The organism is Aeromicrobium sp. UC242_57 (assembly GCF_044452305.1).
Taxonomy (GTDB): domain Bacteria; phylum Actinomycetota; class Actinomycetes; order Propionibacteriales; family Nocardioidaceae; genus Aeromicrobium.
Map to the genome: position 1 here is coordinate 285,168 of NZ_JBIOAM010000003.1, position 24,154 is coordinate 309,321.

Consider the following 24,154-nt stretch of genomic DNA (forward strand, 5'->3'; position numbering starts at 1 on the left):
GCGCATGACTGAGGTAGTCGTAGTTGAGGCAAGTCGATCGGCGATCGGCAAGCGCAAGGGGTCGTTGAATGACGTAGAGTCTCCTGACTTGCTGGGCGATGTGCTGCTCGGGCTCTTCGAGCGATCAGGCCTCGACCCGGCCGAGGTGGGGCAGGTCGTGGGCGGGTGTGTCAACCAGGTGGGACAGCAGTCGGGCAATGTCACCCGAAATGCCTGGCTGGGGGCTGGGCTGCCGATCTCGGTTGGCGCCTCGACGATCCACTCTCAGTGCGGCTCATCCCAGCAGGCGACCACCGTCGCCTACTCGCTCGTGGCCAGTGGGCTTGTCGACGTCGCGATCGCCGCCGGGGTGGAGTCGATGGACCAAGTTCCGATCAACTCGAGCACCAGCACTGAGTTCGGCACGGGGCGCAACGCTCGCTACCGCGAGCACCATGAGGTCACCACGCAGTTCGAGGGTGCAGAGCGCATCGCCGAGACGTGGGGAATCACCCGTGAGGACGCAGACGCCTATGGACTCTTGTCCCAGCAGCGGGCCGCGCGCGCCGTCGAGGAAGGTCGCTTCTCGTCGCAGATCGTCCAGATCGACGCGCCGGTGAAGGACGACTCCGGCAACGTCGTCGGGACGAAGCCGTTCGCGATGGATGAAGCACTTCGCGCATCGACGATCGAGGGCCTGCAGAAGCTCAAGCTCAACCTGCCTGACCGTCCCGGAGGGGCTGTTCATACTCCAGGCACCTCGTCACAGATCTCGGACGGGGCATCGGCGTTGCTGCTGATGAGCCGCGAGAAGGCTGAGGCTCTCGGGCTCACACCGCGTGCCCGCATCGTCGACGCGGTGCTCGTTGGCAGCGATCCGGTCAAGATGCTGACCGGACCCATCCCTGCGACGCAGGCGCTGCTGGAGCGGTCGAAGCTGTCGATCGACGATATCGACACGTTTGAGATCAACGAAGCGTTCGCGGCCGTGGTCCTGGCCTGGCGAAAGGAGATGGGTGCAGACATTGAGCGCGTCAACCCCAACGGTGGTGCTATCGCTTTCGGTCATCCCCTCGGCGCCTCAGGCGGGATCTTGCTGACCAAGGCGTTGCACGAGCTGGAGCGCACCGGTGGCCGGTACGGACTTGTCTCCATGTGCTGTGGCGGTGGGCTGGGAACCGGCACCATCATCGAAAGGCTCTGAGAAGGATCGGCCGCGAAGTATTCAGCCCGGATAGCCGGCCTGGTACTTCGCGGCGGACTGCGTGCTAGCTCCCGGTACCGTCTAGGACTTCCGTTCGGAGTCCTGTGCGGCCGAGCGCATCACTACCTCGGCGACTCGTGCGTCCATCACCGCGAAAGCCTCGGGCGGGAGCATCGCGTATGGGTCCTTGCAATCGGCGAACAGGTAGCCTGCCGCGGTCGCAACACCGTCGCGTGAGAGCCCGGAGGGCTCGTAGGAGGAGCGCGCCACCGTCGGCTCGGCCCAGAGGCCAAGCTCGACCACAGCCGACCTGCAGCAGCTGCCCGTTCAGGTGGGAGGCCGCATCTGTGCATAGCCAGGCGACAACCTCGGCGACCTCGGCTGCCGTGCCGTCGCGGGGGGTAAAACGGTGAGATCCGCACGCGGGGACGCCGAACTGCTCGGCGAAGCCGTACTGGCGCGAGAATGTCTGTGGACTCGTCATACCTGTGTCGAATGCCCGGGGCCTGATGGCATTGCAGCGGATGCCGTATCGGCCGTACTCGCGCGCAATGGCTCGCGTCATGCCGAGCACGCCTTCTTTCGTCGCAGCGTAGATCGAGTTGTAGAAGTCGCCGGTGCCAGCATCTGAGCTGGTGTTGACGATGATTCCGGAGCCTTGCTTCTTGAACTGGCGGAGTGCGGCGCGGGCAGTCGCGTAGGTGCCTTTGAGGTTGACGTTGACCATGAAGTCCCAGTCTTCATCCGTGGCCAGCTCGACCGGTGTCATGCGAACTACCCCGGCGGTGTTGACGATGATGTCGATTCGTCCGAACTCGGACAGCGCCCGATCGACGAGCTGCTCGCCGCTCTCAAAACTCGCTACGGAGCAGACCTCGGCCACGGCCTGGCCGCCGTTCGATCGGATCTCGTCGGCCAGTGACTCTACCGAGTCGTCGCCGCCATGCGCGAGCCCGTTCACGACGACACTGGCACCACGCTCAGCCAGAAGGATTGCTTCGGCTCGGCCGATTCCTCGACGCGCTCCGGTGACGATCGCCACTTTGCCGGCGAGCGAGTCGGCGGGGGTTAGTGTCATGGTTCGTTCCTTCGGGTAGGCGGCCAGCGAACCGGCCGGGTGTGATGAGGTTCAGCGAGCACGCGCCGCGAAGTAGCGGCGCGTCGCCTCCACCTGCAGGGAACTGCCGATGTTGCTCGACATCACCGGCGGCTCTTCGTGCATGCCGTCGGTGACCGAGGCGGTCTCGGCCAGGCGAACTAGCCGCTTGCTCTCCTTGATCGCATGTGGATTGCGCTCGGCGATGTTGCGAGCCACCTGCAGCGAGGCCTCGATCGGGTCGTCGTCGAGCCGCGTCACCAGTCCGATGGTCATGGCCTCGGTGCCTGTGACGAGGCGGCCGGTCGTGATCAGGTCGAACGCGCGGTCCGGACCCACGAGACGTGGCAGCAGCTGGCTGGCGCCCATGTCGACTGTCAGGCCGAAGTCGATCTCGCGCTGACCGAGCAAGGCGTTGGGTGCTGCGATACGGATGTCGGCGCCCAGTGCGAGCTGCAGGCCGGCGCCGATCGCGTGGCCGTGAACGGCCACGATCACCGGGACGGGCGAGTCTCGCATGGCGCGGACGATCCGCTGTCCACGACCGGGCACCCTCTTGCCCTCGGACTCGGGTGAGTCAGGGTCCGCGAAAGGGCGCTCGCCCTCGTCGGCCTCGTCGGCGAATGACGTGTGCATGGAGAAGTCCATCCCTGCGCAGAATGAGGCGCCTTCGCCGGACAGCACGACTGCTAGCAGCTCACTGTCGTCTCGACATGACTCCAGGGCCGTGGCCAGGAGGTCGAAGGTCTCGTCGTCGATCGCGTTGCGCTTGTCGGGCCGGTTCAGTCGGACGTGGGCCACGCCCGCCTCAACGGTAGAGATCACAGGACTCATGCGGTTCTCCTGGTGGTGGTGGAGCTCTGAAGGCGACTGGGCGGTATATAGTTTAATAAATACGCCTAGCCGAACAATAGATGAAATGTGGCCGATCATGCGACCTTTATCCGGTAGAGGGCTCGACGAACTGAGTCGCTGGGACGGCTCAATCGTTCCGCCCCGCGACGCCGCCACCGTCGTGCTGGTTCGCGACAACGCCGGAGTGCTGGAGATCTATGCGATGCGCAGGCAGCCCACGATGGCCTTTGCGGCCGGCATGTATGTGTTTCCTGGTGGCGGTGTTCAAGAATCCGACTACGTCGCGAGCATCCCCTGGGTGGGACCTTCCCGCGCTGATTGGGCGAAGATCCTGGGTTGCGGCGAGCCGCTGGCTCGCTGCTCTCGTCGTTGCCGCCATCCGTGAGACCTTCGAGGAGACCGGCATCCTGCTCGCTGGGCCTGATGGAGACAGGGTGGTGGCCGACACGGGTACGCCGGAGCTGGTGGCGGGGCGTGCCGCTGTAGAAGGAGCTGAGGTCGCGTTCGAAGAACTGCTCGTCCAGCAGGGCCTCACGTTGCGGACGGATCTGTTGGGCGGCTGGTCCAGGTGGATCACTCCCGTGTTCGAACCCCGTAGATTTGATGCTCGATTCTTCGTGGCGCTGCTTCCGCATGGCCAGCGAGTGGGTGAGCTGGCGAGAGAGGCTGATCGTGGGGGATGGGTGTCCGTGACGGATGCCTTGGAGGATGCTCGGAACGGGAGGATCGAGATGATGCCCCCTACCGTGCACACGCTGCGATCCATTGCTGGCCTTCGCGCAGAGGCGGTCGTGGAGACATCGGTCGCGCGCGAGGTCGAGACCATCGCGCCAGGCCTGGTCCATGTTGATGGCGTGCCTCACCTGGACATCCCCGGAGCAGACGGCTCTAGAAGGCTGTGGGTTCGGCGACGGCTTCGAGGGTCTGTCGGAGCGACGGTGTTCGTTCGAGATGCGTGACAGTTTGCATTTTACATGTAATCATCGGTGAAAGTCATTTGCCGACCAGAGGATGAATCACATGGAAGAGCGGGCTCTCGAAGGAAAGGTTGCCGTCGTCACCGGCAGCGGTCGGGGCATGGGCAAGCAGCAGGCGCTCTTGCTGGCCGACTGGAGCCAAGGTAGTTGTCAACGACCTTCCCGGATCGGACGCCGATCCGGCCGGCAGCGTGGTGGCGCAGATTGCCGACCTTGGCGGCACCGCCGTGGCCGTGCGCTGTTCCGTGGGCAGCTTCGATGGTGGGAAGCAGATCGTCGAGGCCGCACTCGACACATACGGTGGCCTCGACATCCTCGTGAACTCTGCGGGGACCTACAGCATGGGACCGGTCGATGCGCTATCGGAGGATGACTGGGACCGGGTCATCGATGTCAATCTGAAAGGCACGTTCGCCACGACGAGGCGAGCCGTCACGATCTTTCAGAAGCAGGGCAGCGGAAGTATCATCAATCTCAGTTCGGACGCAGGGTTGGGCGACTACTTCAGCGGTGTCTACAGCGCGTCGAAGGAAGGAGTCGTCGGGCTGACCCGAGCCGTGGCTCGAGAGTATGGCCGCTGGGGAGTGAGGTGCAATGCGATCCGTCCCCGGGCCTTCGACACCGGCATGGCCGATGCTGGCTCGTGGGGCCGACAGCACCACTTCGACGAGACCTACGGCCGTCCGATGACCGGAACGCACCGTTACACGCCCCGAACCGGCACGGGCGACGAGGTCGCCGCGGTTGTCGCTTGGCTCTGTACCGACGAGGCCGCGCACGTGAACGGGCGAGTCATCCAAGCAGGGTGTGGCGAGATCGGCCTATGGTCTGAGTCGACGGTGGTCCGATCGTCCTATCGCTCCGAAGGGCTCGACCTGGCATATGTCACCGATGTTTCTGCGCACATCTTCGGCGAGCTGGACGATCCCTACGCGACGCTGCCAAGCGATGCCATGGCATTGGTCGATGCCAGGATCGGCGCCCAGAAGCGCCGGAAGCTGTGACGCTGGCGAAAGCGTCTTCATCGCTGATGGGCGCCTCGAACTGGCCGAGTTCGAGGCGCCCATCATGGCGTGCGGCGGGTAGTCAGCCGTTAGGGAGCAGAGACCATGCCATCCTTGAGGCCCTGCGCGGGGACGAATGTGTAGTCCTCTGGTCCCCACCTGTCCGTCAGGTGGTTCTCGGGTGAGTAGCCGATCGCTTCTGGGCCGATCCACAGGTCCTTGATGGAGCCTGGAATGGTGTCAGGGTCGAGCGATTCCAGAGCCTTCGCCAAGTCGGCCACGTCATCGGAGTCGGTAGCCTCATATGCGGCCTTGGCCATGATCAGGTTCTGATAGATCGTCACCGGCGTCGTCATGGCGGTGTTGATCTTGCTCTTGGCCAGGAACGCTTCCTTGAAGTCAGCGAATGCCGGAGTGCTTGTCATGTTGCTGTTCTCGACAGTCGGATTGTTCATCTGGACGGTGACACCTTCCCAGTCCGCAGGCCCCGAGATCTTTCCCAGGTCGTTGGCGTTCGCAAAGGCTGTGCCCTCGCCGATGGCTGGCACATCCCAGCCGCTAGAGGCGCGGGACTTCAGCATGGTCGCAGCGGCTGGTCCGACAGCGCTCAGCACCAGCACGTCGGGGTTCTGGGAGCGCAGACGCTCGAGGGCTGGCGTGGCGTCGACTGCATTGGCCGGGATGTAAGCGTCGATGACGCTGAGGCCTTCGTGTTTCGCCACCGACTTGAAGGCGTCGACCGAGGTGTGCCCCGACTCGTCATCGACGGCGATGTAGGCGACCTTGCGATGACCTTCGCCGGCGATGTGGTCGGCCAGTACCTCGATGGCCCGCGACACCGGGGCCGAGACCTGGAATGTGTAGGGGAACTTGTCCGGATCGTTGAGCTCGGTCGTGCCTGCGGACGTGAACGACAAGACGTCGCTACTTGTCAGGATCGGTGCCATGGGCAGTGCCTCGAAACTGTACTGGCCACCGAACACGGCATCCGGCTTGTCGTTCTCGGCGAGGTAGGCCTGCAGGTTGGCGACGGCCTTGGTTGCGTCGCCTGACGAGTCGACGATGTCGAGCTTGACTGTGCGGCCGTCAATTCCACCGCCCGCGTTCACCGTCTCCACAGCGACTTCGAAGGCCGTGCGGGCTGGAAGCCCGCCAGCCTGGGCCAACGGTCCGCTGATGGGGAGGACTGCGAGGTAGGTGAACGTGTCGTCGTTGTCCTTGCTTTCACCGCCGCCTTCGCCGCCGCAGGCAGAGAGGATCAAGACGGCGGCCAGGGCGGGCAGGGTCACGGTGCGAAGACGACGTATGTGCAGCTTCATGAGGCGGTTTCCTTCTGGTGGCTTGGTTCGAACAGGTCTTTTCGCGACTCGAGGGCGGCGGTGGCGGGCCGTCGGAGCAGACGAAGAAGCGTCACGTACTTGACCATTCCGTCTGGCCACTGCGTGACGACCTTTCCTGATGGGTCGCGGAAGTAGTTGTTGGCTTCCATCCAGGCCGTACCCTTCATCCGGTGTTGGAGCCAGACGTTGTACATGTCGACGTACAGGGGTTTGACATCGAGTGCAGTGATGTCTTGGCGAACCATGCGGCGCAGGTTGCTGACCACGTAGTCGGCCTGACGCTCGTGGTAATAGGTGATCGGCGCGCCGCCGTTGGTGTTAGGTCCGTAGAGCATGTAGAAGTTCGGGAATCCCGGCATGGCCATGCCGAGAAATGCGAATGCGCCGCCTCGTTGGGTCCACTCATCGTGGAGGTTTCGGCCATCGGAACCTGTCACCACCATCGTGTTGAGGTATTGGGCAGCCGTGAAGCCCGTGGCTGTCACCAACAGGTCAATCTCTCGTTCGACCCCGTCGGCGTCGACGATGCCGGTGCGGGTGAGGTGGTCGACCCCGGAGGTGACAGCTCGACGTTTTCTCGCAGCAGTGCCGGGTAGAAGTCGTCACTGACGACTCGACGTTTGCCGGAGAAGACGTAGTTCGGGGTCACGGCCTGCTTGAGATCAGGGCGGTCCTGGAAGGTCGCGTCGATGTACTTACGGGCGGCGGCCTCGCCTGCTTCGTGGATAGCTGAGCCTGTGCGGTACACAGCGCCGCCCCATTGTGTGCGTTCGAACCCGATGAACGTCCGGTATCTCTTGAGTCGGTAGCGCAACGGCCGCGCCAGCATCCTCATCTCGGCCTCGTCGAAGTCTCGTTCGCCCTTGGGGAGGACCCAGCCGGGTTCACGTTGAAATACGAGAGCTTCTTGACCGAGGGCGCCATCGCGGGAATCACCTGGGTCGCGCTGGAGCCGACCCCCACGATCGCGACGGTCTTGCCCTCATAGTCGATCGTCTTGTCCCAGCGCGCGGTGTGGAAGCACGGGCGCTCGAATTCGTCCATACCTGGCCAGGCGGGGGTCTTGGGCACGCTCAGGAAGCCGACCGCGCTGACGACCACATCAAAGACCAGTTCCTCGCCGTGTTGCGTGCGTAGCCTGCCAGTTTTGACCAGTGTCATCCCAGGTGAGAGCGGCCACAGGTGTCTCAAATCGAAAGTGGTGGCGCAGGTCGTGGCGTTCGACAACTTGCAAGATGTAGTCGAGAAGCTCGCCTTGCTTAGCATGTGTCCGCGACCAGGGCCATGTCCCGAAGGACAGGGAGTATGAGTACATGTCGGGACGGGATGTCCACCGCAGCACCCGGATAGTCGTTGATCCACCAGGTCCCTCCCGGCCCGTCCTGTGCTTCGAAGATCGTGAAGTCCTCGAACCCGGCCTTCTTGAGCTTCACGCCCATGGCGATTCCGCCGAGGCCGCCGCCGATGACAGCTATCCGTTTGTGCTTCCGGGTTCTTCTGGCACGTCGATTGAACATCGATGTCAGCCTTTCGTCGGTCGCGTTGGTGATCCTCATGTGATCTATCTAACTATAAAATTAGTCAGATTATACACATTACATGTAATCTTCGTCGCGTACGGGTTCTGTCGAGCCTCGCCCACCAATGAATGGAGCTGACCATGAAGAACTGCCTCCCGTCCCACACCTTCGCAACGATGTGGTGCGCATGATCTCGGGCAAGAAGATCCTCGTCACGGGTGCTGCTGGTCAGATCGGATTTCCGGTCACCAAGCTGCTGGCTGCGCACAACGATGTGTGGGGCATTGCGCGATTCAGCGACAGTGATCTCAGGCGTCAGCTGGAGGATCACGGGGTCAAGACCCAAGCTGTCGACCTGGCAGACCCGGACTTCAGCGGCCTGCCCACCGACTTCGACCACGTCGTCCATCTGGCAGCATTCATCGATCAGCGTGCTGACTTCGATCTCGCCATCACGGTCGATGCCATCGGAACTGGACGACTGATCTCGCACTTTCGTGATGTCGAGTCGATCCTGGTGATGTCGACCACGAGCGTGTATCGGCCCAACCCGGATCCCAGGCATGTCTACACCGAGACCGATCCGCTGGGAGATCCAGTCGTTCCTTGGGTGCCGACGTACGGTGTCGGCAAAGTATCGCAAGAGGCAGTGGCGAGATTCTGCGCGGTCGAGTTCGGCGTTCGGGTAGTGATTGGACGGATGAACTCCGCCTACGGTCCGCATGGCGGGGCCATCGCGCAGCACGCGGACGCGATCGTCGCCGGCGAGGTGATCACGGTGAAGTCGGATCCGTCGCCCTACAGTCCCATTAGCCACGTGGACATCGCCGAGCACCTGGGCCCCTTGTTGGATGCGGCCTCTTCGCCGGCACGCATCGTCAACTTTGGCGGCGACGAGGTCGTGACCGTCCAGGAGTGGTGCGCCTACATTGGTGAGCTGACCGGCAAGGAAGCGAAGCCTGACCTGGTGCCTGTGCCCGGTAGTCAGCTCGGCCTCGCGTTGGACCCCACGCAACGGATCGGCATCACCGGGCCTGACACGGTCCCGTGGCGCGACGGCGTTGAGGCGACCGTGCGTGCTCGTCACCCGAGCTCTTCGGGTAACCGAGCACGCACGAGCCGTGCTTTAGCGCATCTCGTCGATCAGCTCGTTCGTCCCGGTCACGGCCGGGACGGGACGAGATGATCAACTGCACGTCGCCCAGGCCGGCTGCAGCAACGGTCTCGGCCTCATCGTGAAAGAGAGTCTCGACCGCGGTGCCAGGGTCGTCATCGAGGAACCACAACGCGGTGAGACGGCCGGGGTTGATCGGTGGGACTGAGGCAACGATGTCGGCGGGCATGTTGGCAGGATGCGGTCTGGGGCTGAACAGCAAGCACATCGCGGCTGAGCCCCGAGCCAGGACGGCCGGGGCGCGCTCGCTCAGGTACCACTTCTGGAGGTCGCGTCGCTGGTCTGCGTCAGGAGCGTCGATGACTTCCAGCACCATGCCACGGTAGGGATGGTTCAGCGCGTGAATATCGCGTGGGCCGTCGGCATCTCGGTACGCCGCACCGTGGTAGTCCTGGAAGTGCGTGTAGATGTGGACGCGGTCGGCAGACATCCGTCCCTGCTTGGCCAGCTCGGAGACTGAGACGGTGGCGAAGTACTCGACGTCGTCCACGTGCTCGGTGGCGATCCAGTACAGGTGGGCGAAGGCGCTGTGCAGCGCCTCCGGCACGAGGGTGGAGTCGTCTGGTGCATGTGTCGCGAAGAGTCGCCGGGTGGCCATCCAGCGGCGGCCAGCAAATACCCACGGCCAGGCGAGGGCGCCCGAGATGTAGTGATCGTCCTCGTACCAGCGGTTGTAGGTGTCTTCGAGCCCAGGTTTAGGCCCGACCAAGGTGATGAGCGCTCCGCCGATCCCGGCCTCGCAAGATCCGTAGGTTGCGAGTCGGTCCAGCAGTTCGGTGTCCATGTGGTCAGCACTTTGCATGTAATCCTCCGAAGATAGTGAGATAGTATTACTGATTAATCACCTGGGGTCCAGACCGACCCGACGAATAGTGAGGACGATGCGATGTCACATTCACTCCTGGGAAGCCCTGCTCCAGAGGCCCTGGTAGCTCGGCGCGCCGGACTGGAAGAGGCCATGGGCTTGCAGAATCGCGCGCCAGGCGTCACGGAAGAAGCGGTCGAGGAGCCGGGGTTCAATGGAGTGCGTTTCACTCCCGAGGGTGCTCGATCCGGTGTGGTGATCCTGTACTTCCATGGAGGTGCGCTGCGCATGGGTTCGGTCAAGAGCTGGGGGCCCTACATGTCGCGGCTCGCGGCCATCACGAAGACCGAGGTCTTGGGAGTCGAGTACGCGCTGGCGCCTGAAAGTCCGTACCCCGCAGCTGCCAATGAAGCCAAGGCGGCATTTGACTGGCTCGCCGATCAGGGGCTCAAGGTTGTGCTGGGCGGCGACTCGGCCGGATGCAACCTCGCAGCCGGGCTTGCGCTGCGCGTTGAACCCGCAACAGATCGTCTTCACGTCGGAACCATGCTCTTCTCGCCCTGGATCGACTTCACTGTGAAGAACGCGAGCTACAGCGAGTGCGCAGATACTGATGAGCTGTTCTCGCGAGAGGCCGCCGAAGAGGCTGTGGGGTTCTATGCGCCTGGCCTGGACGCGGCGGACCCGGCCATCTCTCCGGGTCTTGGCAGCTGGGACGCCCAACCGCCCGTGCTCGTGGAGACCAGTCGAGACGAAGTGCTCAGGGACGATGCGCGTGCCCTAGCGCAGTCACTCCTCGCAGCAGGCGTCCAGGTGTGGTTCCGTGAGGTTCCTGGACAGCCGCACGACTGGCACATCAATGATCCAGTGGTCGGAGCAACTCACGATTCGCTGGCGCTGGCAGCCGCCTTCATCGACTCGCTGCATTCCGAGCAGGAGTAGAACCGAGGTGTTCCCCGCCTGGGCTGCGCCGCGCACGCTTGACACGGTGTGGCCCAGGTAACACACTCAATTCGATAAATCGACTTAAAAGTTGAATAATCGAAATTGTCTGTCGCAAGGGGATTATCATGAGCGGATCTACATCGGCGTGCGGAGAGTTGGCGTTCACAGAAGGCCAGCTCCCCATCGAGATCAGCATCAACCGGCCAGCGGCCGCACTCAGCGAGATGGCGTCGATCGCACGTGTCACAGAGCGTGCCGGCTTCCACACGATCCGGATCGGCGACATGCAGTCGACCAGTCGTGAGTTGTACTGCGCCCTGACGCTGGTCGCCGAGCACACCTCGACATTGAGGTTCGGACCCGGGGTGACGAATCCGGTGACGCGCCATCCGAGCGTTGCCGCGTCGGCTCTCGCTTCGCTGCACGCAGCTGTCCAACGGACGGGCCGTGCTGGGTATCGGGCCTGGTGACAGCGCGGTCCACAACTCGGGTGTCGCTCCAGCGACCTTGGCCGAGTTGGAGGAGTACGTCAACACGGTGCGGTCCCTTCACACCACAGGTCGAGCGACCTATCACGGCGACGCCGTCGCGTTGGAGTGGTGGGGCGGGGACCCTGTGCCGATCATCATGTCCGCGCACGGGCCAAGGTCCTTGCGCCTGGCCGGCCGGATCGCCGATGGCGTTGTCGTTGGACTCGGGTTGGGCGACACCACGCGTGAGTTCGCAGCCGAGCAGATCGCAGAGGGTGCGAGACAGGCCGGACGCGACCCGTCCGAGGTCGACGTCTGGTACCTGTCGTACTTCAACATCGCAGAGTCGGCCGATGAGGCTGCCAAGCAGATCGGTTCAGTGCTCGCCGTCGGCGGAAACCTGTTAGCTCGATCGGCGGGTCGGTCCGTCATCCCTGACCGCCTACGAGGCGCCTTCGACGGCTGGCAAATCGCTACTCGTACATTCGACACGCTGACAGTGCCGGCGGCTCACCCAATGCCGACCTGATCGAGAAGTTCGGTCTGCTTGACTATTTGACCGAGCAGTTCGGAGTCTTGGGTTCCCCAGCAGATGTTCGCAATCGTCTGCGAGACCTGGCTGACGTCGGCGTTTCTCGATACTGGGGCGGTACGTCCTCCCCGACTATCTGGACTTCTGCGAGACGTGGCGATCAGAAGTCGTCGCCGACCTCGCGGCGGGCGCGGTCGGTCCAGGACCCGGTTCGAGATGACCCGCCCGATCGCTGAGCTGTGGCCAGACAGCAGCAACGTCGGTCCGCTCTCGGGCGTGCGAGTCGTTGACTTCGGCCAGTACATCGCAGGTCCGATGACGGCGATGTTGCTGGCCGACCAGGGTGCAGATGTCATCAGGGTAGATCCGCCCGGTGGCCCTCGCTGGCGCTCACGGGCCAACGCCGCCCTCCTGCGCGGTCGTCGCCGAGCAATCCTCGACCTGACCACGGCTCGCGATCGTGCGCGCGCTCATGCACTGGTGCGCTCGGCCGATGTCGTCGTGGAGAACTTTCGTCCTGGGGTCATGGATCGCCTGGGGCTGGGCGCCGAAAATTGTCTCGCCGCGGCACCCCACCTGGTCTACTGCTCGTTGCCTGGATTTGCGGCGGCTGATCCGCGGGCAGGCCTTCCCGGGTGGAGGGTCGTGATGGCAGCCGGCGGCGGGTACGCGCCGCTTCCGTCCTTGATCGATGCCGACTCTGGGCAGGGACCGGCTGGCGTCCCAGACTTCTCGCCCGCGCCGCTGGCCTCGGTTCTTGCTGCGATGGAGGGCGCCATGGGTATTGCGGCCGCGCTAGTCGCACGGCAACGCGACGGTATCGGTCAGCGGGTCGAAGCGCCGCTGTACAACGGCTTGTTCGAGGCCGGCCGATCGCGGGCTATGACGTATGAGCGCAATCCGCCTGCGTTCAGCTACTTCGGGTCCGGCGTCTACTTGTGCGCGGACGGCCGATCGGTGACGTTCCTGGCCAACTGGTTCCGTCACCTTCGGCTGTTCGTCGAGGCTGCTGGGTGCCAGGCCTGGATTGACGAGGGACTGGTGGCTTCTTGGCATTGCGTTCGGACCCGTCGTCGGGTTTCGCGCTTCAGCGTCGATTGGTCGGCTTGTTCGCCACTCGTGACGCGGAGCACTGGGAAGCTCGGGCCAGGCGAATGGATGCACGATCGGCATGGTCCGAACGACAAGGGAGTGGCTCAGCAGTCCCGCGGCTTACCGGGTCTGGCGCAGCGGTTGATATCCGCGATCCCGAGCTCGGCCGTGCCCGGGTTCCGGGGCCTGCGGTCGAGGTGTCACCGTACGGAAGCCGCCCGGTCGAGGCTCAAGGCGACGCGGGGGCCGATACTCCGGCGATCGTCTCGGCCGTCGACGCGCTGATCGCAGCTGAGTTCCAGACAGATCTCGTTCCGCAATCGGCTGACACGCGGACTGCGCCGCCCTTGGCCGGGTCCGTGTCCTGGATCTATCGCGCGTCGTCGCGGCTCCCACGGCGGCAAAGCTCGTCGGGTCAGCTGGGGGCCGACGTCATCAAGATCGACCGGGAGCCAGCCCTCAGCGAGGCGATCTTCGACGAACCTGTCCTGCACGAACACCTCAACCGTGGCAAGCGGACGGGCATCGTCGACCTGCACACCGAGCAGGGGCGCGGGGTCTTCAAGACGCTCGTCGGGCACTGTGATGTTCTGGTGCAGAACTTCGCGCTCGGGACCGCGCAGAGGCTGGGGACTGACGAGAGGTCCGTGCGAGCGATCGCGCCCGACATCGTGATGCTGTATCTCAATGCCTTCGGCACGCGCGGTCCCTGGGCTGGCTTTCGCGGGTTCGCTGAGATTGCGAACGTCACAACCGGGCTGTCGGACCATGTCCTCGATGGTCGTCCGATTCCGTCGGGGGGCGGATCCAACGATCGATCTGCCGCGATGGTTCTTCACCGACTACGCGGCCGGGGTCTTGGCGGCATTTGGCACGGTGGCCGGTCTGTACGCACGGGCGCGAAGCGTTGGCAGCATCAATGTCGAGACATCGCTGGTCCGTGCGACGATGCTCGAGCAGATCTGCTGGGTCATCGAGCTCGATTCCGAGACAGGAGCACCCGCCGCAGAAACACGCAGGGACGCTCGCGGCTGGTCGCCGCTGCAGCGGCTGTACCGGACGGCCGACGGCTGGGTTTTCCTCGGTGCGTCAAGAGAGCAGTTCATCGCGATCTGTTCGGCTATGGGTCTGGACGTCGACGCTGACCCGGCGATAGATCGGCTCATGGTTGATCTCGAAATGGAGTTGCAGCAGGCTGACACGGAGCGATGGACCACCGCCTTCTCACAGGCCGGGGCCGGATTTCACCGGGTCGCCACCCTGGCCGAGGCCATGGTCGCAGGGGGTCCTGCCGACGAACTGGGCCTTCGTCTCGAGGACGAGACAGCGATGTTCGGTGCCGTGGTGATGCCGGGCCCGGTCGTGTCGCTGTCACGGACGCCGATGATTCCCGGCGCTCTTCCGCAGCCGTTCGGATCAGACCTCGGTGCTTTCCTTCACGATCTGGCCGACGGCTCTAGCGTGGCCTGGTGAGATCGAAGCGGCCTTCGGCGAAGATCTCGAAATAGGCAGTGGGTCCGCCGGCGCGCAGGACCGGTTGAGCGAGTGCTGTGTCGTAGATGCCACCAGGGATCAGGGCCTCGTCGATATGCACTGCGACGACTTCGCCAATCGTGAGCACCCCCGCGGACGAGCGCCCATCCGCGCCGCGCAACGCCACGATGTCGCTTACCCGGCATTCAAAGCTCACTGGAGAGGCTGCGACGCGAGGCGCGTTGACGTCGATGGAATCAGCTGATTCAAGTCCGGCTGCAAGAAACTCGTCGACCTCGGCCGTCGTGGATGTCGCGTTCATCTGTTCTGCGAGAGGGCGAGTCACGAGGTTCCAGGTGAACTCGCCACTCAGCTGAGCGTTGTGTGCGCTGTGCTTGCGTTCGGTGCTGGAGAAGCCGATCAGCGGGGGCGCGTACGAGAACGCGTTGAAGAAGCTGTACGGCGCCACGTTACGCACACCTGCGGGCGAGAGCGTTCCGATCCACCCGATGGGGCGTGGCCCCGACGATGGCATTGAATGGATCGTGCGGAAGACGGTGACCCTCTGCAGGGCGGTAGAAGTGCGACGGCATCTGCTCAGTCAAGCACCAAGCAGTTGACCGACTAGCGTGGCCGGGTCGTTGATCGGTGCCATGAGCAGGGAGAGGTGGTGGCCTCTACAGGCATCGACAGGGCTTACGACGAGACCCGAGGTCCTAGGTGAGTGCGGGCGCCTCCGGAATTCCTGCTGCAGCGAGTGTCTTGGCCACGTACGTCCAGAATCCGGAGCGAGTCTCAGGCATCGTCAGACCTGCCACCTCGTTGATCTCGGTGAACCGGTCTCGAACTGCTTCGGGGGTGAGTTGAAGATCGGTGATTCCAGCGGTCTCTGCGATCACGACGCGCGCCACATGGCCGCCGAACGCATGGTAGATGCGACCTGTGGCAGGGCAGTCGGGGTGCACGAGCCAGGCGGCCGCTGCGCTGACCAGCTCTGGTCGCATGTGGCGTTCGCTCCAGTCGAGCCAATCGCCCGCATCTGCCAACGACGTCTCGACCATGGGCGTGTGCGCAGCGACTCCCAGTACATTCGCGCGGATATTGGCCGGTTCGCCTTCGAGCGCCGCAACACGTGCCAGTCCAATGAGCCAGACTTCGCTGCTCCGTAGTGGGCATTGCCCTCGGCACCGTACAGTCCGGCCGACGAAGTGATGTAGAGCAGTCGTCCGCCGCCCTGCCGTTCGAAAGCGCGCCATGCGCAAGCGCTCAGAGCGGCGGCAACCCCGAGGTGTAGGCGAACCATCGCATCGACGGCTTCAGGGACAAGCTCGGCCAGGGGGACTCTCGCTGCGGTGCCAGCATTGTGGATGATCGCGTCGAGCCGTCCGTGCCGCTCGAGAGCATGGTCGATCAGGTACTGGCTCGCGTCGGCGTCAGACAGGTCTACTGAGACCTCTGTCGCGTCGCCTCCATCGGCGATGATGGATTGCGCCGCTACCGAAGCCGGGTCGGGGACACCTGGGGCTGCAGGCCGATCATGCACGATGACGTGCGCCCCTCGGCTGGCCAGCAGACGGGCATGGGTCAGGCCTAGGCCGCGTGCGGAGCCGGTAACCAGCACGACAGAGCCTTCGAAGGACAGTTGATCGGACATGGCAGGAGGCCCTTCATCGAGGTCAGTGGAATCCCAGCATCCTGGCATCAAATATTTTACATGTAAATTTCACGCAAGCGGCGAGGGTCGGTCTCAGGTGGGCCCAGCAGGCATGACCAACGCTTTGCTGGCGTCGCCACGGCGCACTGATGCGATGGCCTCGCGTGTTTGAGCGAGCTCGAAACGGTGCGAGATGAGGCCGGCGAAGTCCCGTTCTTCGCCGTGCTCGGCGGCGATCTCCATCGCGCGCTGGAAATCGGGCAGCCCGTTGCCCAAGCTGCCGCGGATCACCAGGTCGCGATTGTTGACGATGACGGGGTTGAACGGGACGGTCGCCGAACCTGAGTAGATTCCCATGACGAGGTAGGTGCCGGCGACTGCCACCATCGACACGCCTTCGTTGAACGCCGAGACGTGACCGGCCGCCTCGATCACGATGTCGGCTCCGAGTCCGCCAGTGAGATCGAGGACGGTCGACAGGCGCTGCACCTCGGTCGATCCGGTCAGCGCGATCGTGTGCTGAGCGCCGAATCGTTGAGCTGTCGGAAGACGCGACGGCGGGTCGCCAATCAGGATCACCTGGTCGGCGCCCGCAAGTGAGCTGGCCAGGCATGCCGCCAGGCCTACCGGGCCCGCACCTTGGACCACCACGGAGGCGCCGGAAAGATCGCCGAGGCGGCGGATCCCGCCCAGTGCCGTCGGAAGTGCGCACCCGAAGGCGATGGCGGAATCGGGAGCTGACGCCGGGGGAGAGTCGGTAGAAGGCCGCGGTGTCCTTCACGGTGGCGTAGTCCTGGTAACTAGCCGGCGTGGTTGGGCTGTATGGAACTGGCCAGACGAGGTTCTCGCAAAGAGCCGTCGACCCGTTCGCAGAGCACACCTGGCACATGCCGCATGGGGTTGGCGGCGACCAGCAGACTCGGTCGCCGACCACGAGCGTCGCTCCTGCGCGGTCCTGACTGACGCCTTCGCCCAGGGCCTCGACGACTCCGACTCCCTCGTGCCCGAAGCACACCGCAGTGGGCGGGGTGGGGACGTCGCCGCTGAGGCGGTGAGCGTCGGTTCCGCACACGCCGGCATGGGTGATCCGTACCAAGAACTCGCCCGGACCGGGGTCTGGTACGTCGTGAGTCCTCACCTCCAACGGGCTGGCGGAGTCGCTGAACACGATGCTTCTTCCGTCCCTCACGAGAGATCCTCCGAATCAGATAAATGATTACAAAAATATGTTGATCTAACGAACGCTAGCAGGTAGCGTGCGATAGGTCACACATCGTTGATGTGTCGCTCATTGCTCGGCCCGGAGGAGATCCAGTCATGAAGGTGTATGTCAAGCGTGTGCGGTCTCTGGCCGCGATTACTCTGGCCAGTGCTCTGGTGCTGTCCGCATGTGGCGATGGGGGTGGCGACAAGGAGAAGGATGATGACACGTTCAGCTTCGTCGCTGTGCTGGCTCTGAGCGGACCGCTCTCTGAAAGTGGCGGAATTCCATCGCGCAACGCCCTGGAGACGGGGATCAAGATCTTGAACGCCGACGGTGGCATCGACGGGCGACAGGTCAAGCTCACGACAGTGGATTCAGCGGGTGACGCCACCAAGGCCGTGGCGAACCTGCAGGCCTACCTCTCGGACAATCCCAAGCCGGACGCTGTCTTCGGCGGTCAGTACAGCTTCGAGGCGCTGCCCATGGCCCCGATCCTGACGCAGGCCGAAGTGTTGTCGTTGTCTTCGTCGGTCACACCGGTTCTCGACGATCCCAAGAAGTTCCCGTTCGCCTTCCAGCAGTCCATTCCACCGTCGACGATCTTGAGCGCGCTGGCGACGCACATTTCCGATGAGGGGCACAAGAAGGTTGCCTACATCGCGGTGGACGACGAGTCGGGGCATACCTCGGTCGACGCGTTCAAGTCGGTTGCGAAGGAGGGTGGCCTCGAGGTGGTCGACGGCTACATCCCGGCCAATTCCCTCGACGCTACCTCGGTGCTCGAGAAGCTTCGTGCGGCGAAGCCGGACGTGCTGGTGATGAGCGCCGTCGGTCCCGCTGCGGCCACGATGCTGAAGAGTCGCACAGACATCAAGTGGGACGTCCCGGCCATTGGCGATGGATCTGCATTTGCCGCGAACGACCTGGGCAAGATCTCCAAGCCTGAGTACTGGGACGGCGTGACGGTGCAAGCTGCCGATTGGAACGTCGAAGGTTCGGCGATGACCTCCACCCGGCCTTCGCCAAGTTCAAGAAGGCCTATGAGGACGAGTTCGAGGTCAACATCGGTTTCGCCGGGCTCGTCGCGCTCTACCAGTCGTTGATCACGGTCAAGGCGGCCTACGAGGAGTCGGATGACCACGACGCAGCAAGCCTGGCGAAGGCTTTGCAGGATCTGGGCGAGGACACCATCCCGGCGTCGATCAAGGACACCTGGATCGGCACCGACGGTCTAGGTTTCTCGCCGGAGCATCACAGCAACCAGAAGTGGGGCTCGGACAACTTCACCTTCGTCCCGGCCCAGGCGCTCAGCTCGGGTATGTGGCCGGCGCCATAGGTACCAGTTCACCCCTTGACGGCACCAGTGCGCAGAGGTCTGCGCGCTGGTGCCGTTGCGCGCTCGCTGCCGGTCGGGGCCACCCGAAGCGCCGGAAGAGTGAGTTGACAACTGTGCGCCGCGTCACGAGAATTAGTCATATAGTTGGATAACTATTCGAATACTCGAATCTATGCATATTAGGGTTGACGATGACCTGACTCGCGTTGGGGCAGACTTAGCACAGGGAAGTAGGCGTATATGTCGCTCATGTCGTATCTCAAGACTCCGAAGCCCCGCCCATCGGTCGCAGTCATTGGCGGCGGATTCGGCGGCATTGGGGCGGCGGTCCAGTTGAAAGAGGCCGGCTTCGACCGCTTCACCGTGCTCGAGCGCGCCGAGGGGCCTGGAGGCACGTGGTGGCACAACTCCTACCCGGGCGCCGAGGTGGACACCCCTTCGGTGCTCTACTCGTACTCGTTCATGCCATGGAAGTGGACGCGAACTCACGTGCGACAGGCCGAGCTGCAGGAATATCAGTGCGCGGTGATCGAACGGTTCGGCCTTGCTGAGCACATGCGTTTCGGTGTTTCTGTCGACCAAGTCGTCTGGGATGAACAGCGACAGGAGTGGGCGATCTGGTCTGGAGGCGAGGAGATCATGCGCGCCAACTACGTGATCAGCGCCGTAGGTCTGCTCGGCGATCCCAGACTGCCGACATGGCCAGGTCTCGATGACTTCGAAGGCCCGAAGTTCCACACCGCGCAGTGGGACCATTCCTTCGACCCGACCAACAAGCGCATCGCCGTGGTGGGCTCCGGGTCCACCGCGGTCCAGGTTGTGCCCGCGCTGTCGGAGATGGCGTCAGAGGTCATCATGTTCCAGCGTGAGCCGGGGTGGGTCGTGCCGAAGCTGGCCCGACCGTACACCGAGGTCGAGCGCAAGGCGCTTGACTCGCGGGTTGCGCAGCGGGTGTTCCGTACCTCGATGCTGATACAGCGAGAGCGGGCTCAGATCAATGGTGCGGTCTATCGGCCAGGCACCAAGGAGAATGAGGGTCTGCGCAAGGTCGCCAAGGACTTCATCGACCGCTCGCTCGAGGGTCGGCCCGATCTGATCGAGGCGGTGACTCCGAACTATGTCTTCAACGGAAAACGGCCCATCATCTCCGATGAGTTCTACCCGTCGTTGCTTCGTCCCAATGTGACCTTGGTGCCCAGCGCTGTGGAATCTGTGACCAAGAACGGCGTGATCGACGTCAACGGCAAGCCGTACGAAGTCGACGCGCTGGTCATGTCGACCGGCTTCAAGGCCGACTTCCTGACGACATTCGAGGTTGTCGGCCGTGACGGTCGCACGATCCACGAGATCTGGGACGGCGACGAAACGGCATTCCTTGGAATGATGGTCGAGGACGTGCCCAACTTCTTCATGCTGTACGGACCCAATACCAATGGCGGGACGATTCTGACCAGCCTCGAGCTGCAGGTGAAGTACGTGCTGTCTGCCATCCGGAACGCCTGGAAGCGCGGCGCGTCGTCGGTCGAGATCCGTCCCTTGGCGATGCAGGTCTACGATCGCTGGCTGCAGGAGCGACTCGAGGGCACCACGTTCCACTTCGAGAACAACTACTACCGAAGCGCTTCGGGGAGGATTGCGACGCAGTGGGGCGACGGAGTCATCTACTACGGAATCTTGACGAAGCTGTTGCGCAAACCCCTGTGGAAGTTCAATTTCCGGGTCGGCGAGAGCAGCCCCAACAAGCCGCAACAGGCGCCGCCGCCGCCCTTTCGCAAGCACGTCTCCTGACCAAGAAGGGATCACGATCACAATGAAGAAAATCATCCTGCTGGGTGTCGGCGCCGCGGCTGTGTGGCGAGCCACGCCCTACGCTTCGCGAGCAGTTGAGCACTTCCGCGCCACGAGAGTGCTGCAGACCATGGAGATCAGCATGGTCATGCGTCCCAAGGAGGCCTCTGCCGCGACGGCGGCCGACGGCGTGATGCTCGACTCGGAGGTCTGACCACACAGGGGCGTGTGGGGTGGTCGGGCTTGCCTGGCCACCCCACAGGCTTGCCCTTTCTGGGCTGTTCAGCCCGGCTCAGTCGGCCTTGGTCGCTGGCGGCTGTGGGCGCACCGCGTTGGCGGCGGCTTGGAGGCGATCGGCCACCTGCTTGATCTGCGCCCCCGACAGGTCGTCGGGGAAGTTCGTCATCACCAATGCCAGCTCCACCTGATGGCTGCGGTCGAACAATGGCACGCCGATCCAGTCGACCTGGTGCAAGGTGTCGTCGCCGTGATCGACGACAAGGTATGTCGTGTTCCGCATCTGCTGCAAGAGGGCGTTGATAGCTTCTCGGGGTTCCTGCACCCCGACGGTGTTGCTCGCGAACTCGGTCAGAGCAAGTTCCAGCTGACGTTTGGCGTCGAGCCGCTGCGCGACTGCGAACCCGTGTGATCGGATGTCTTCCAACGCGCTCAGGTGAATCGCCGTCTCGATGGGGTCGACGGCTGTGTGCGCCTGCGTGATCCAATGGTCGATCTCGGCTTGGTCCCGCCATGCGACGAACAGCGACCCCATCGGGGGTGTCAGCGGTGACCCGCGCTGGCCTTCTCGGAACGTCGTGCGAATGCGAGTGGGGTTTCCAACGGCGGACAGCACGACGATCCAGTCGCCCATGGCCGCGCTGACCAGGCAATGTGTTCCGTATTCGGCGGCCAGGCTTCGCATGGCCGGCCGGAGTGCATCGACGAGGTCTGCTCGACGCCCCAGGGACGCTCGCCCGAGGGGAATCAACCGCGGACCGAGCTTGACGCGACGCCGGTCGGAGTCGCGCACGAGGTAGCCCGCATCGAGCAGAGCGCCGACCACTGCGTGCAGGGTGGCCTTGCTGATGGTCAGCTCGCGGTCGAGCTCGGTGAGTGAATAGCTCCTGCCCGGCTCGCGAGCGAGGAAGTTCAGGACGTCGACAACTCGACGTGTCGGATTGGACGGTTGAGCCACCGCGGAGCACCACCTTGTTCGGTCGACAGGTTCGGGGTTCGAGCCCGACCGACCCACCGTATTGCAGGATGTCGGGGCTCAGCGCTCGGCAGGCCCGAGTGTGCTGATTCGCCAACGAAAGTGCTTGACAGGGTGTGGCGCGGCTCACATACTTAATCGAAATATCGACAGACTAATCGAATAATCAAACTGATTCTGTCGATTTCGCAAGGCAAGGTAGGCGACAAAGAACGGCCGACGTGCTCGTAAGCTGCGACCCAGCGACGGCGCCGGCGGACTCGCTGAGCCTCTGCCCCTCTGCCCCCCTGCGTGTCCTGTTGCGCTCGTCTCGCCCGACTCCGGGTGGCCCCCCGAAGAAAAGGACCTTTCCATGAAGCGAAGTTTTTCTCAGCACACCCCGCGACGTCCCCGATCGCTGATGACCGGCGGGATCGCCCTCGTGGCAGTCGCATCCATGCTGCTGTCGGCATGTGCGGATGACACCAGCGATGGTGACGTGACAGCGAACGACGGCACAGCAACCTCGGCATCAGAGACGCTGGGCGTCTCCGACGAGGGTGAGTTCGCCGGCCTGATCACCGGGTCCGGGCTCACCGAGCCGACTGTCGACGGGGACAAGGTCACCATCGACGTCGGCGGCGGCCAAGAGATTGCAGTCGACAAGGGCAAGAAGCTCAAGGTGGGGATGTTCGTCAGTGGTGGAGCGACTCCCTACTTCCAGACCGGGTATGCCTGGGCGAAGGCTCAGGGAGAAGCCTATGGCTGGACCGTCGATCTGGTGGATGCCTCCTTCGATGCCGGCAAGCAGGCCGATCAGATCCAGACGGCGATCAGCACCAAGAAGTACGACGCGATCTTGGTCAACCCGGTCGACGGCGCCGGAGCTTGTGATGCCTTCACCAAGCAGGCGCCAGCAGCCGGAGTCCTCGTGATCTCGTACGAGAACCCCATTTGCGGCAAGGATCTCGAGCCGGTCCAGGACTCGTACATTCCGGGCATGCTGGGGGCAGTGGGTGGATCTACCTCCGCCGTGACCTGGCAGGCATTCCAGGAACAGATCCTGTCAGAGACTCCGCAGGGCAAGGGGCTGTCCGTGGTGATCCCGCAATCGACCTGCATCTGCACGGCTGGGTGGAACAAGGCTCTCGACGAGGCGTTGAAGAAGTACCCGGATGCACAGGTGACACGGGTCGAGACGCCGTCCCCGGACGCTGCCGGTGGTCAGATCGTCACCGAGCAGTACCTGAAGGACAACAAGGACGCTCAGTTCATCTCTGTCATCTCCGACGAGATGGGTGCCGGCGCGGTCGAGGCCGTGAAGGCTGCTGGGCTGACCGGCAAGGTCAAGGTGTACGTCTCCGGCGGAAACGCACTGTTGGTCGACATGCTGAAGGACGGCCGGGTCGCGGGTACTCACCCGTACTACAACGGCACCGCGGCTCAGACCGCGATGCTGATGTTCCACGAGGCTGTGGCTGGAAACCCCGTCCCACGCGTGATCGCCAATGATGGGCACGCTCTGGAGTCCTACTCGGACAAGGAGCCGCCGTTCTTCACCTACGTGACGCCGGAAATCGCCAAGAGTGGCGACTACGTTCCGAACTCTATCGACAACGCGACGGCGCGGTAGTCCCATGTCGACGGTGGACAGTAGCGCGATCACGTGCAGAGGACTCAGCAAGGAATATGGGCTCGTCCGTGCTCTGGACGCCGTCGACGTGGTGATCCGTCAAGGGACGGTGCACGCCCTGGTGGGTCAAAATGGTGCGGGCAAATCAACGTGCCTGGGTCTGATGGCCGGAAGGCAGAGGCCGACGGAGGGCTCGATTGAGGTCTTCGGTGAGGAAGTGGAGCTCGACTCGCCCCGAGACGGCATCCGGCTCGGAATAACGTCGATCTACCAAGAGCTGACGATCGTCCCGACGCTCTCGACGCAGGCCAACCTGTATCTCGGCTCCGAGGTATCTCGGTTCGGCATCTTGTCGGAGCGTCGAATGCGCCGGACGCTGCGTGACCTCAATGAACGACTCGGAGTGTCTATCCCGCCCGACATCCCCGCCGGACGGTTGTCTGTCGCTGATCAGCAGATGCTGGAGATCATGCGAGCGCTACGGGCCGATGCTCGCGTGATCTTGCTCGATGAACCGACGGCAGCACTCTCGTTGACCGAGGCGCAGTCGTTGTTTCGCATCATGAAGGAACTGCGGATCCGGGGCACGACGATGGTGCTGGTCAGTCACAACCTGGAGGACGTCCTTGAGATCGCGGACGACATCACGGTGTTTCGCGACGGAAAGGTGGCACTACCGGCGACAGCATGTGTGCGAGACAAGCAGCAGCTGGTGACCGCCATGCTCGGTCCTTCGGGACTCGAGCCCGGGGAGGTCGCGCTCAAGGATCATGTGACACCGCACCGAGTGCCCCGGTCCAAGGAGCTTGCTACGGGTCGAAGGACTGACCGTTGCTGGCGCGGTCGAGGACATCTCTTTTTTGTCTGATGGAGGGTGACCT

The 24,154-nt window shown here is 63.5% G+C and carries 26 protein-coding genes and 5 pseudogenes; 16 read left to right on the plus strand and 15 right to left on the minus strand.

The annotated features are described in order from the left end of the window. The first annotated feature begins 4 nt into the window (after window positions 1–4). Entirely contained in the window at window positions 5–1,183 is a 1,179-nt protein-coding gene (locus ACHMWU_RS11260; RefSeq protein WP_396043722.1) for an acetyl-CoA C-acyltransferase, read from the plus strand. 64 nt (window positions 1,184–1,247) lie between these two features. On the opposite strand, the gene ACHMWU_RS11265 is transcribed toward ACHMWU_RS11260, so the two are convergent. Next, entirely contained in the window at window positions 1,248–2,261 is a 1,014-nt protein-coding gene (locus ACHMWU_RS11265; protein ID WP_396043724.1) for an SDR family NAD(P)-dependent oxidoreductase, read from the minus strand. Window positions 2,262–2,312: 51 nt separating this feature from the next. Then, on the minus strand, window positions 2,313–3,212 hold the full coding sequence (locus ACHMWU_RS11270) for an enoyl-CoA hydratase-related protein (protein WP_396043726.1): 900 nt from the start codon (window positions 3,210–3,212) through the stop codon (window positions 2,313–2,315). Between the two features lie 82 nt (window positions 3,213–3,294). Between ACHMWU_RS11270 and ACHMWU_RS11275 the strand changes: the two genes are divergently transcribed. Both ACHMWU_RS11275 and ACHMWU_RS11280 read left to right on the plus strand, forming a co-directional pair. Further along, the gene (locus ACHMWU_RS11275; protein WP_396043728.1) at window positions 3,295–3,519 is read left to right on the plus strand and encodes a hypothetical protein; all 225 of its coding nucleotides are present in this window, start codon (window positions 3,295–3,297) and stop codon (window positions 3,517–3,519) included. Window positions 3,520–4,182: 663 nt separating this feature from the next. After that, window positions 4,183–5,115 carry an SDR family NAD(P)-dependent oxidoreductase gene (locus ACHMWU_RS11280; RefSeq protein ID WP_396043730.1) on the plus strand — a complete coding sequence of 311 codons (933 nt, stop codon included), beginning with the start codon at window positions 4,183–4,185 and terminating at the stop codon, window positions 5,113–5,115. An 89-nt stretch (window positions 5,116–5,204) separates the two neighbouring features. Here ACHMWU_RS11280 and ACHMWU_RS11285 read toward each other — a convergent pair whose 3' ends face one another. Genes ACHMWU_RS11285 through ACHMWU_RS11305 form a run of 5 tightly spaced genes read right to left on the minus strand, consistent with a single transcriptional unit; the run spans window position 5,205 to window position 8,011 of the window. After that, window positions 5,205–6,434, minus strand: coding sequence for an ABC transporter substrate-binding protein (locus ACHMWU_RS11285; RefSeq protein WP_396043732.1), 1,230 nt, complete (start codon window positions 6,432–6,434; stop codon window positions 5,205–5,207). Further along, a complete protein-coding gene (locus ACHMWU_RS11290; RefSeq protein ID WP_396043734.1) occupies window positions 6,431–6,940 on the minus strand; it encodes a hypothetical protein in 510 nt (169 codons plus the stop codon). Before ACHMWU_RS11290 ends, ACHMWU_RS11285 begins: the two co-directional genes overlap by 4 nt. Continuing rightward, window positions 6,937–7,290 (minus strand): hypothetical protein, encoded by a 354-nt coding sequence (locus ACHMWU_RS11295; RefSeq protein WP_396043736.1) that lies wholly within the window; start codon window positions 7,288–7,290, stop codon window positions 6,937–6,939. Before ACHMWU_RS11295 ends, ACHMWU_RS11290 begins: the two co-directional genes overlap by 4 nt. Then, window positions 7,287–7,682, minus strand: coding sequence for a hypothetical protein (locus tag ACHMWU_RS11300; RefSeq protein ID WP_396043739.1), 396 nt, complete (start codon window positions 7,680–7,682; stop codon window positions 7,287–7,289). The genes ACHMWU_RS11295 and ACHMWU_RS11300 overlap by 4 nt, the downstream gene beginning before the upstream one ends. A 32-nt stretch (window positions 7,683–7,714) precedes the next feature. After that, window positions 7,715–8,011: an NAD(P)-binding protein gene (locus tag ACHMWU_RS11305; RefSeq protein WP_396043741.1), complete on the minus strand. Its 297-nt coding sequence runs from the start codon at window positions 8,009–8,011 to the stop codon at window positions 7,715–7,717. A gap of 151 nt (window positions 8,012–8,162) precedes the next feature. On the opposite strand from ACHMWU_RS11305, the pseudogene ACHMWU_RS11310 reads away from it, so the two are divergent. After that, a pseudogene (locus tag ACHMWU_RS11310) lies at window positions 8,163–8,894 on the plus strand (NAD-dependent epimerase/dehydratase family protein); the annotation flags it as partial. A 106-nt stretch (window positions 8,895–9,000) separates the two neighbouring features. Here the strand turns inward: ACHMWU_RS11310 and ACHMWU_RS11315 are convergent. Next, window positions 9,001–9,951: a hypothetical protein gene (locus tag ACHMWU_RS11315; protein WP_396043743.1), complete on the minus strand. Its 951-nt coding sequence runs from the start codon at window positions 9,949–9,951 to the stop codon at window positions 9,001–9,003. Window positions 9,952–10,107: 156 nt separating this feature from the next. Between ACHMWU_RS11315 and ACHMWU_RS11320 the strand changes: the two genes are divergently transcribed. The 6 genes and pseudogenes from ACHMWU_RS11320 to ACHMWU_RS11345 all read left to right on the plus strand — a co-directional run bounded on the left by ACHMWU_RS11320 (window position 10,108) and on the right by ACHMWU_RS11345 (window position 14,466). Then, window positions 10,108–10,896, plus strand: coding sequence for an alpha/beta hydrolase (locus tag ACHMWU_RS11320; protein WP_396043745.1), 789 nt, complete (start codon window positions 10,108–10,110; stop codon window positions 10,894–10,896). Window positions 10,897–11,024: 128 nt separating this feature from the next. Then, the gene (locus ACHMWU_RS11325) at window positions 11,025–11,369 is read left to right on the plus strand and encodes an LLM class flavin-dependent oxidoreductase (RefSeq protein WP_396043747.1); all 345 of its coding nucleotides are present in this window, start codon (window positions 11,025–11,027) and stop codon (window positions 11,367–11,369) included. After that, the gene (locus tag ACHMWU_RS11330; protein ID WP_396043749.1) at window positions 11,347–11,898 is read left to right on the plus strand and encodes an LLM class flavin-dependent oxidoreductase; all 552 of its coding nucleotides are present in this window, start codon (window positions 11,347–11,349) and stop codon (window positions 11,896–11,898) included. Before ACHMWU_RS11325 ends, ACHMWU_RS11330 begins: the two co-directional genes overlap by 23 nt. Before the next feature lie 219 nt (window positions 11,899–12,117). Beyond that, window positions 12,118–13,278: a CoA transferase gene (locus ACHMWU_RS11335; RefSeq protein WP_396043751.1), complete on the plus strand. Its 1,161-nt coding sequence runs from the start codon at window positions 12,118–12,120 to the stop codon at window positions 13,276–13,278. Between the two features lie 74 nt (window positions 13,279–13,352). Continuing rightward, window positions 13,353–13,778, plus strand: a pseudogene (locus ACHMWU_RS11340) (CoA transferase); the annotation flags it as partial. Beyond that, on the plus strand, window positions 13,771–14,466 hold the full coding sequence (locus ACHMWU_RS11345; RefSeq protein ID WP_396043753.1) for a CoA transferase: 696 nt from the start codon (window positions 13,771–13,773) through the stop codon (window positions 14,464–14,466). The pseudogene ACHMWU_RS11340 and the gene ACHMWU_RS11345, both read left to right, overlap by 8 nt. Here the strand turns inward: ACHMWU_RS11345 and ACHMWU_RS11350 are convergent. The 5 genes and pseudogenes from ACHMWU_RS11350 to ACHMWU_RS11370 form a co-directional block, all read right to left on the minus strand. After that, complete coding sequence (locus ACHMWU_RS11350; RefSeq protein WP_396043755.1) at window positions 14,450–15,001, minus strand: flavin reductase family protein; 552 nt, start codon at window positions 14,999–15,001, stop codon at window positions 14,450–14,452. The two genes, ACHMWU_RS11345 and ACHMWU_RS11350, sit on opposite strands and share 17 nt — an antisense overlap. Window positions 15,002–15,182: 181 nt before the next feature. Next, on the minus strand, window positions 15,183–15,527 hold the full coding sequence (locus ACHMWU_RS11355) for a hypothetical protein (protein WP_396046986.1): 345 nt from the start codon (window positions 15,525–15,527) through the stop codon (window positions 15,183–15,185). A 98-nt stretch (window positions 15,528–15,625) separates the two neighbouring features. Beyond that, window positions 15,626–16,168: pseudogene (locus ACHMWU_RS11360) on the minus strand (SDR family NAD(P)-dependent oxidoreductase); the annotation flags it as partial. A gap of 45 nt (window positions 16,169–16,213) precedes the next feature. Next, the gene (locus tag ACHMWU_RS11365; RefSeq protein WP_396043757.1) at window positions 16,214–16,771 is read right to left on the minus strand and encodes a zinc-binding dehydrogenase; all 558 of its coding nucleotides are present in this window, start codon (window positions 16,769–16,771) and stop codon (window positions 16,214–16,216) included. Window positions 16,772–16,898: 127 nt separating this feature from the next. Then, a pseudogene (locus ACHMWU_RS11370) lies at window positions 16,899–17,309 on the minus strand (alcohol dehydrogenase catalytic domain-containing protein); the annotation flags it as partial. Between the two features lie 128 nt (window positions 17,310–17,437). Between ACHMWU_RS11370 and ACHMWU_RS11375 the strand changes: the two are divergent. From ACHMWU_RS11375 to ACHMWU_RS11390, 4 genes are all read left to right on the plus strand, one after another. Beyond that, window positions 17,438–18,427, plus strand: a complete 990-nt coding sequence (locus tag ACHMWU_RS11375) for an ABC transporter substrate-binding protein (protein WP_396043759.1) — start codon at window positions 17,438–17,440, stop codon at window positions 18,425–18,427. After that, window positions 18,424–18,660, plus strand: a complete 237-nt coding sequence (locus tag ACHMWU_RS11380) for a hypothetical protein (RefSeq protein WP_396043761.1) — start codon at window positions 18,424–18,426, stop codon at window positions 18,658–18,660. The genes ACHMWU_RS11375 and ACHMWU_RS11380 overlap by 4 nt, the downstream gene beginning before the upstream one ends. 249 nt (window positions 18,661–18,909) lie before the next feature. Then, entirely contained in the window at window positions 18,910–20,448 is a 1,539-nt protein-coding gene (locus tag ACHMWU_RS11385; RefSeq protein ID WP_396043764.1) for a flavin-containing monooxygenase, read from the plus strand. A gap of 22 nt (window positions 20,449–20,470) precedes the next feature. Beyond that, a complete protein-coding gene (locus tag ACHMWU_RS11390) occupies window positions 20,471–20,662 on the plus strand; it encodes a hypothetical protein (protein ID WP_396043766.1) in 192 nt (63 codons plus the stop codon). Window positions 20,663–20,740: 78 nt separating this feature from the next. Here ACHMWU_RS11390 and ACHMWU_RS11395 read toward each other — a convergent pair whose 3' ends face one another. Together ACHMWU_RS11395 and ACHMWU_RS11400 are read right to left on the minus strand one after the other, a co-directional pair. Next, complete coding sequence (locus tag ACHMWU_RS11395) at window positions 20,741–21,370, minus strand: hypothetical protein (protein WP_396046988.1); 630 nt, start codon at window positions 21,368–21,370, stop codon at window positions 20,741–20,743. Between the two features lie 99 nt (window positions 21,371–21,469). Then, a pseudogene (locus tag ACHMWU_RS11400) lies at window positions 21,470–21,700 on the minus strand (helix-turn-helix domain-containing protein); the annotation flags it as partial. Between the two features lie 313 nt (window positions 21,701–22,013). On the opposite strand from ACHMWU_RS11400, the gene ACHMWU_RS11405 reads away from it, so the two are divergent. Beyond that, window positions 22,014–23,273: a sugar ABC transporter substrate-binding protein gene (locus tag ACHMWU_RS11405; RefSeq protein ID WP_396043768.1), complete on the plus strand. Its 1,260-nt coding sequence runs from the start codon at window positions 22,014–22,016 to the stop codon at window positions 23,271–23,273. Between the two features lie 4 nt (window positions 23,274–23,277). Beyond that, window positions 23,278–24,141 carry an ATP-binding cassette domain-containing protein gene (locus tag ACHMWU_RS11410; RefSeq protein WP_396043770.1) on the plus strand — a complete coding sequence of 288 codons (864 nt, stop codon included), beginning with the start codon at window positions 23,278–23,280 and terminating at the stop codon, window positions 24,139–24,141. Window positions 24,142–24,154 lie beyond the last annotated feature (13 nt).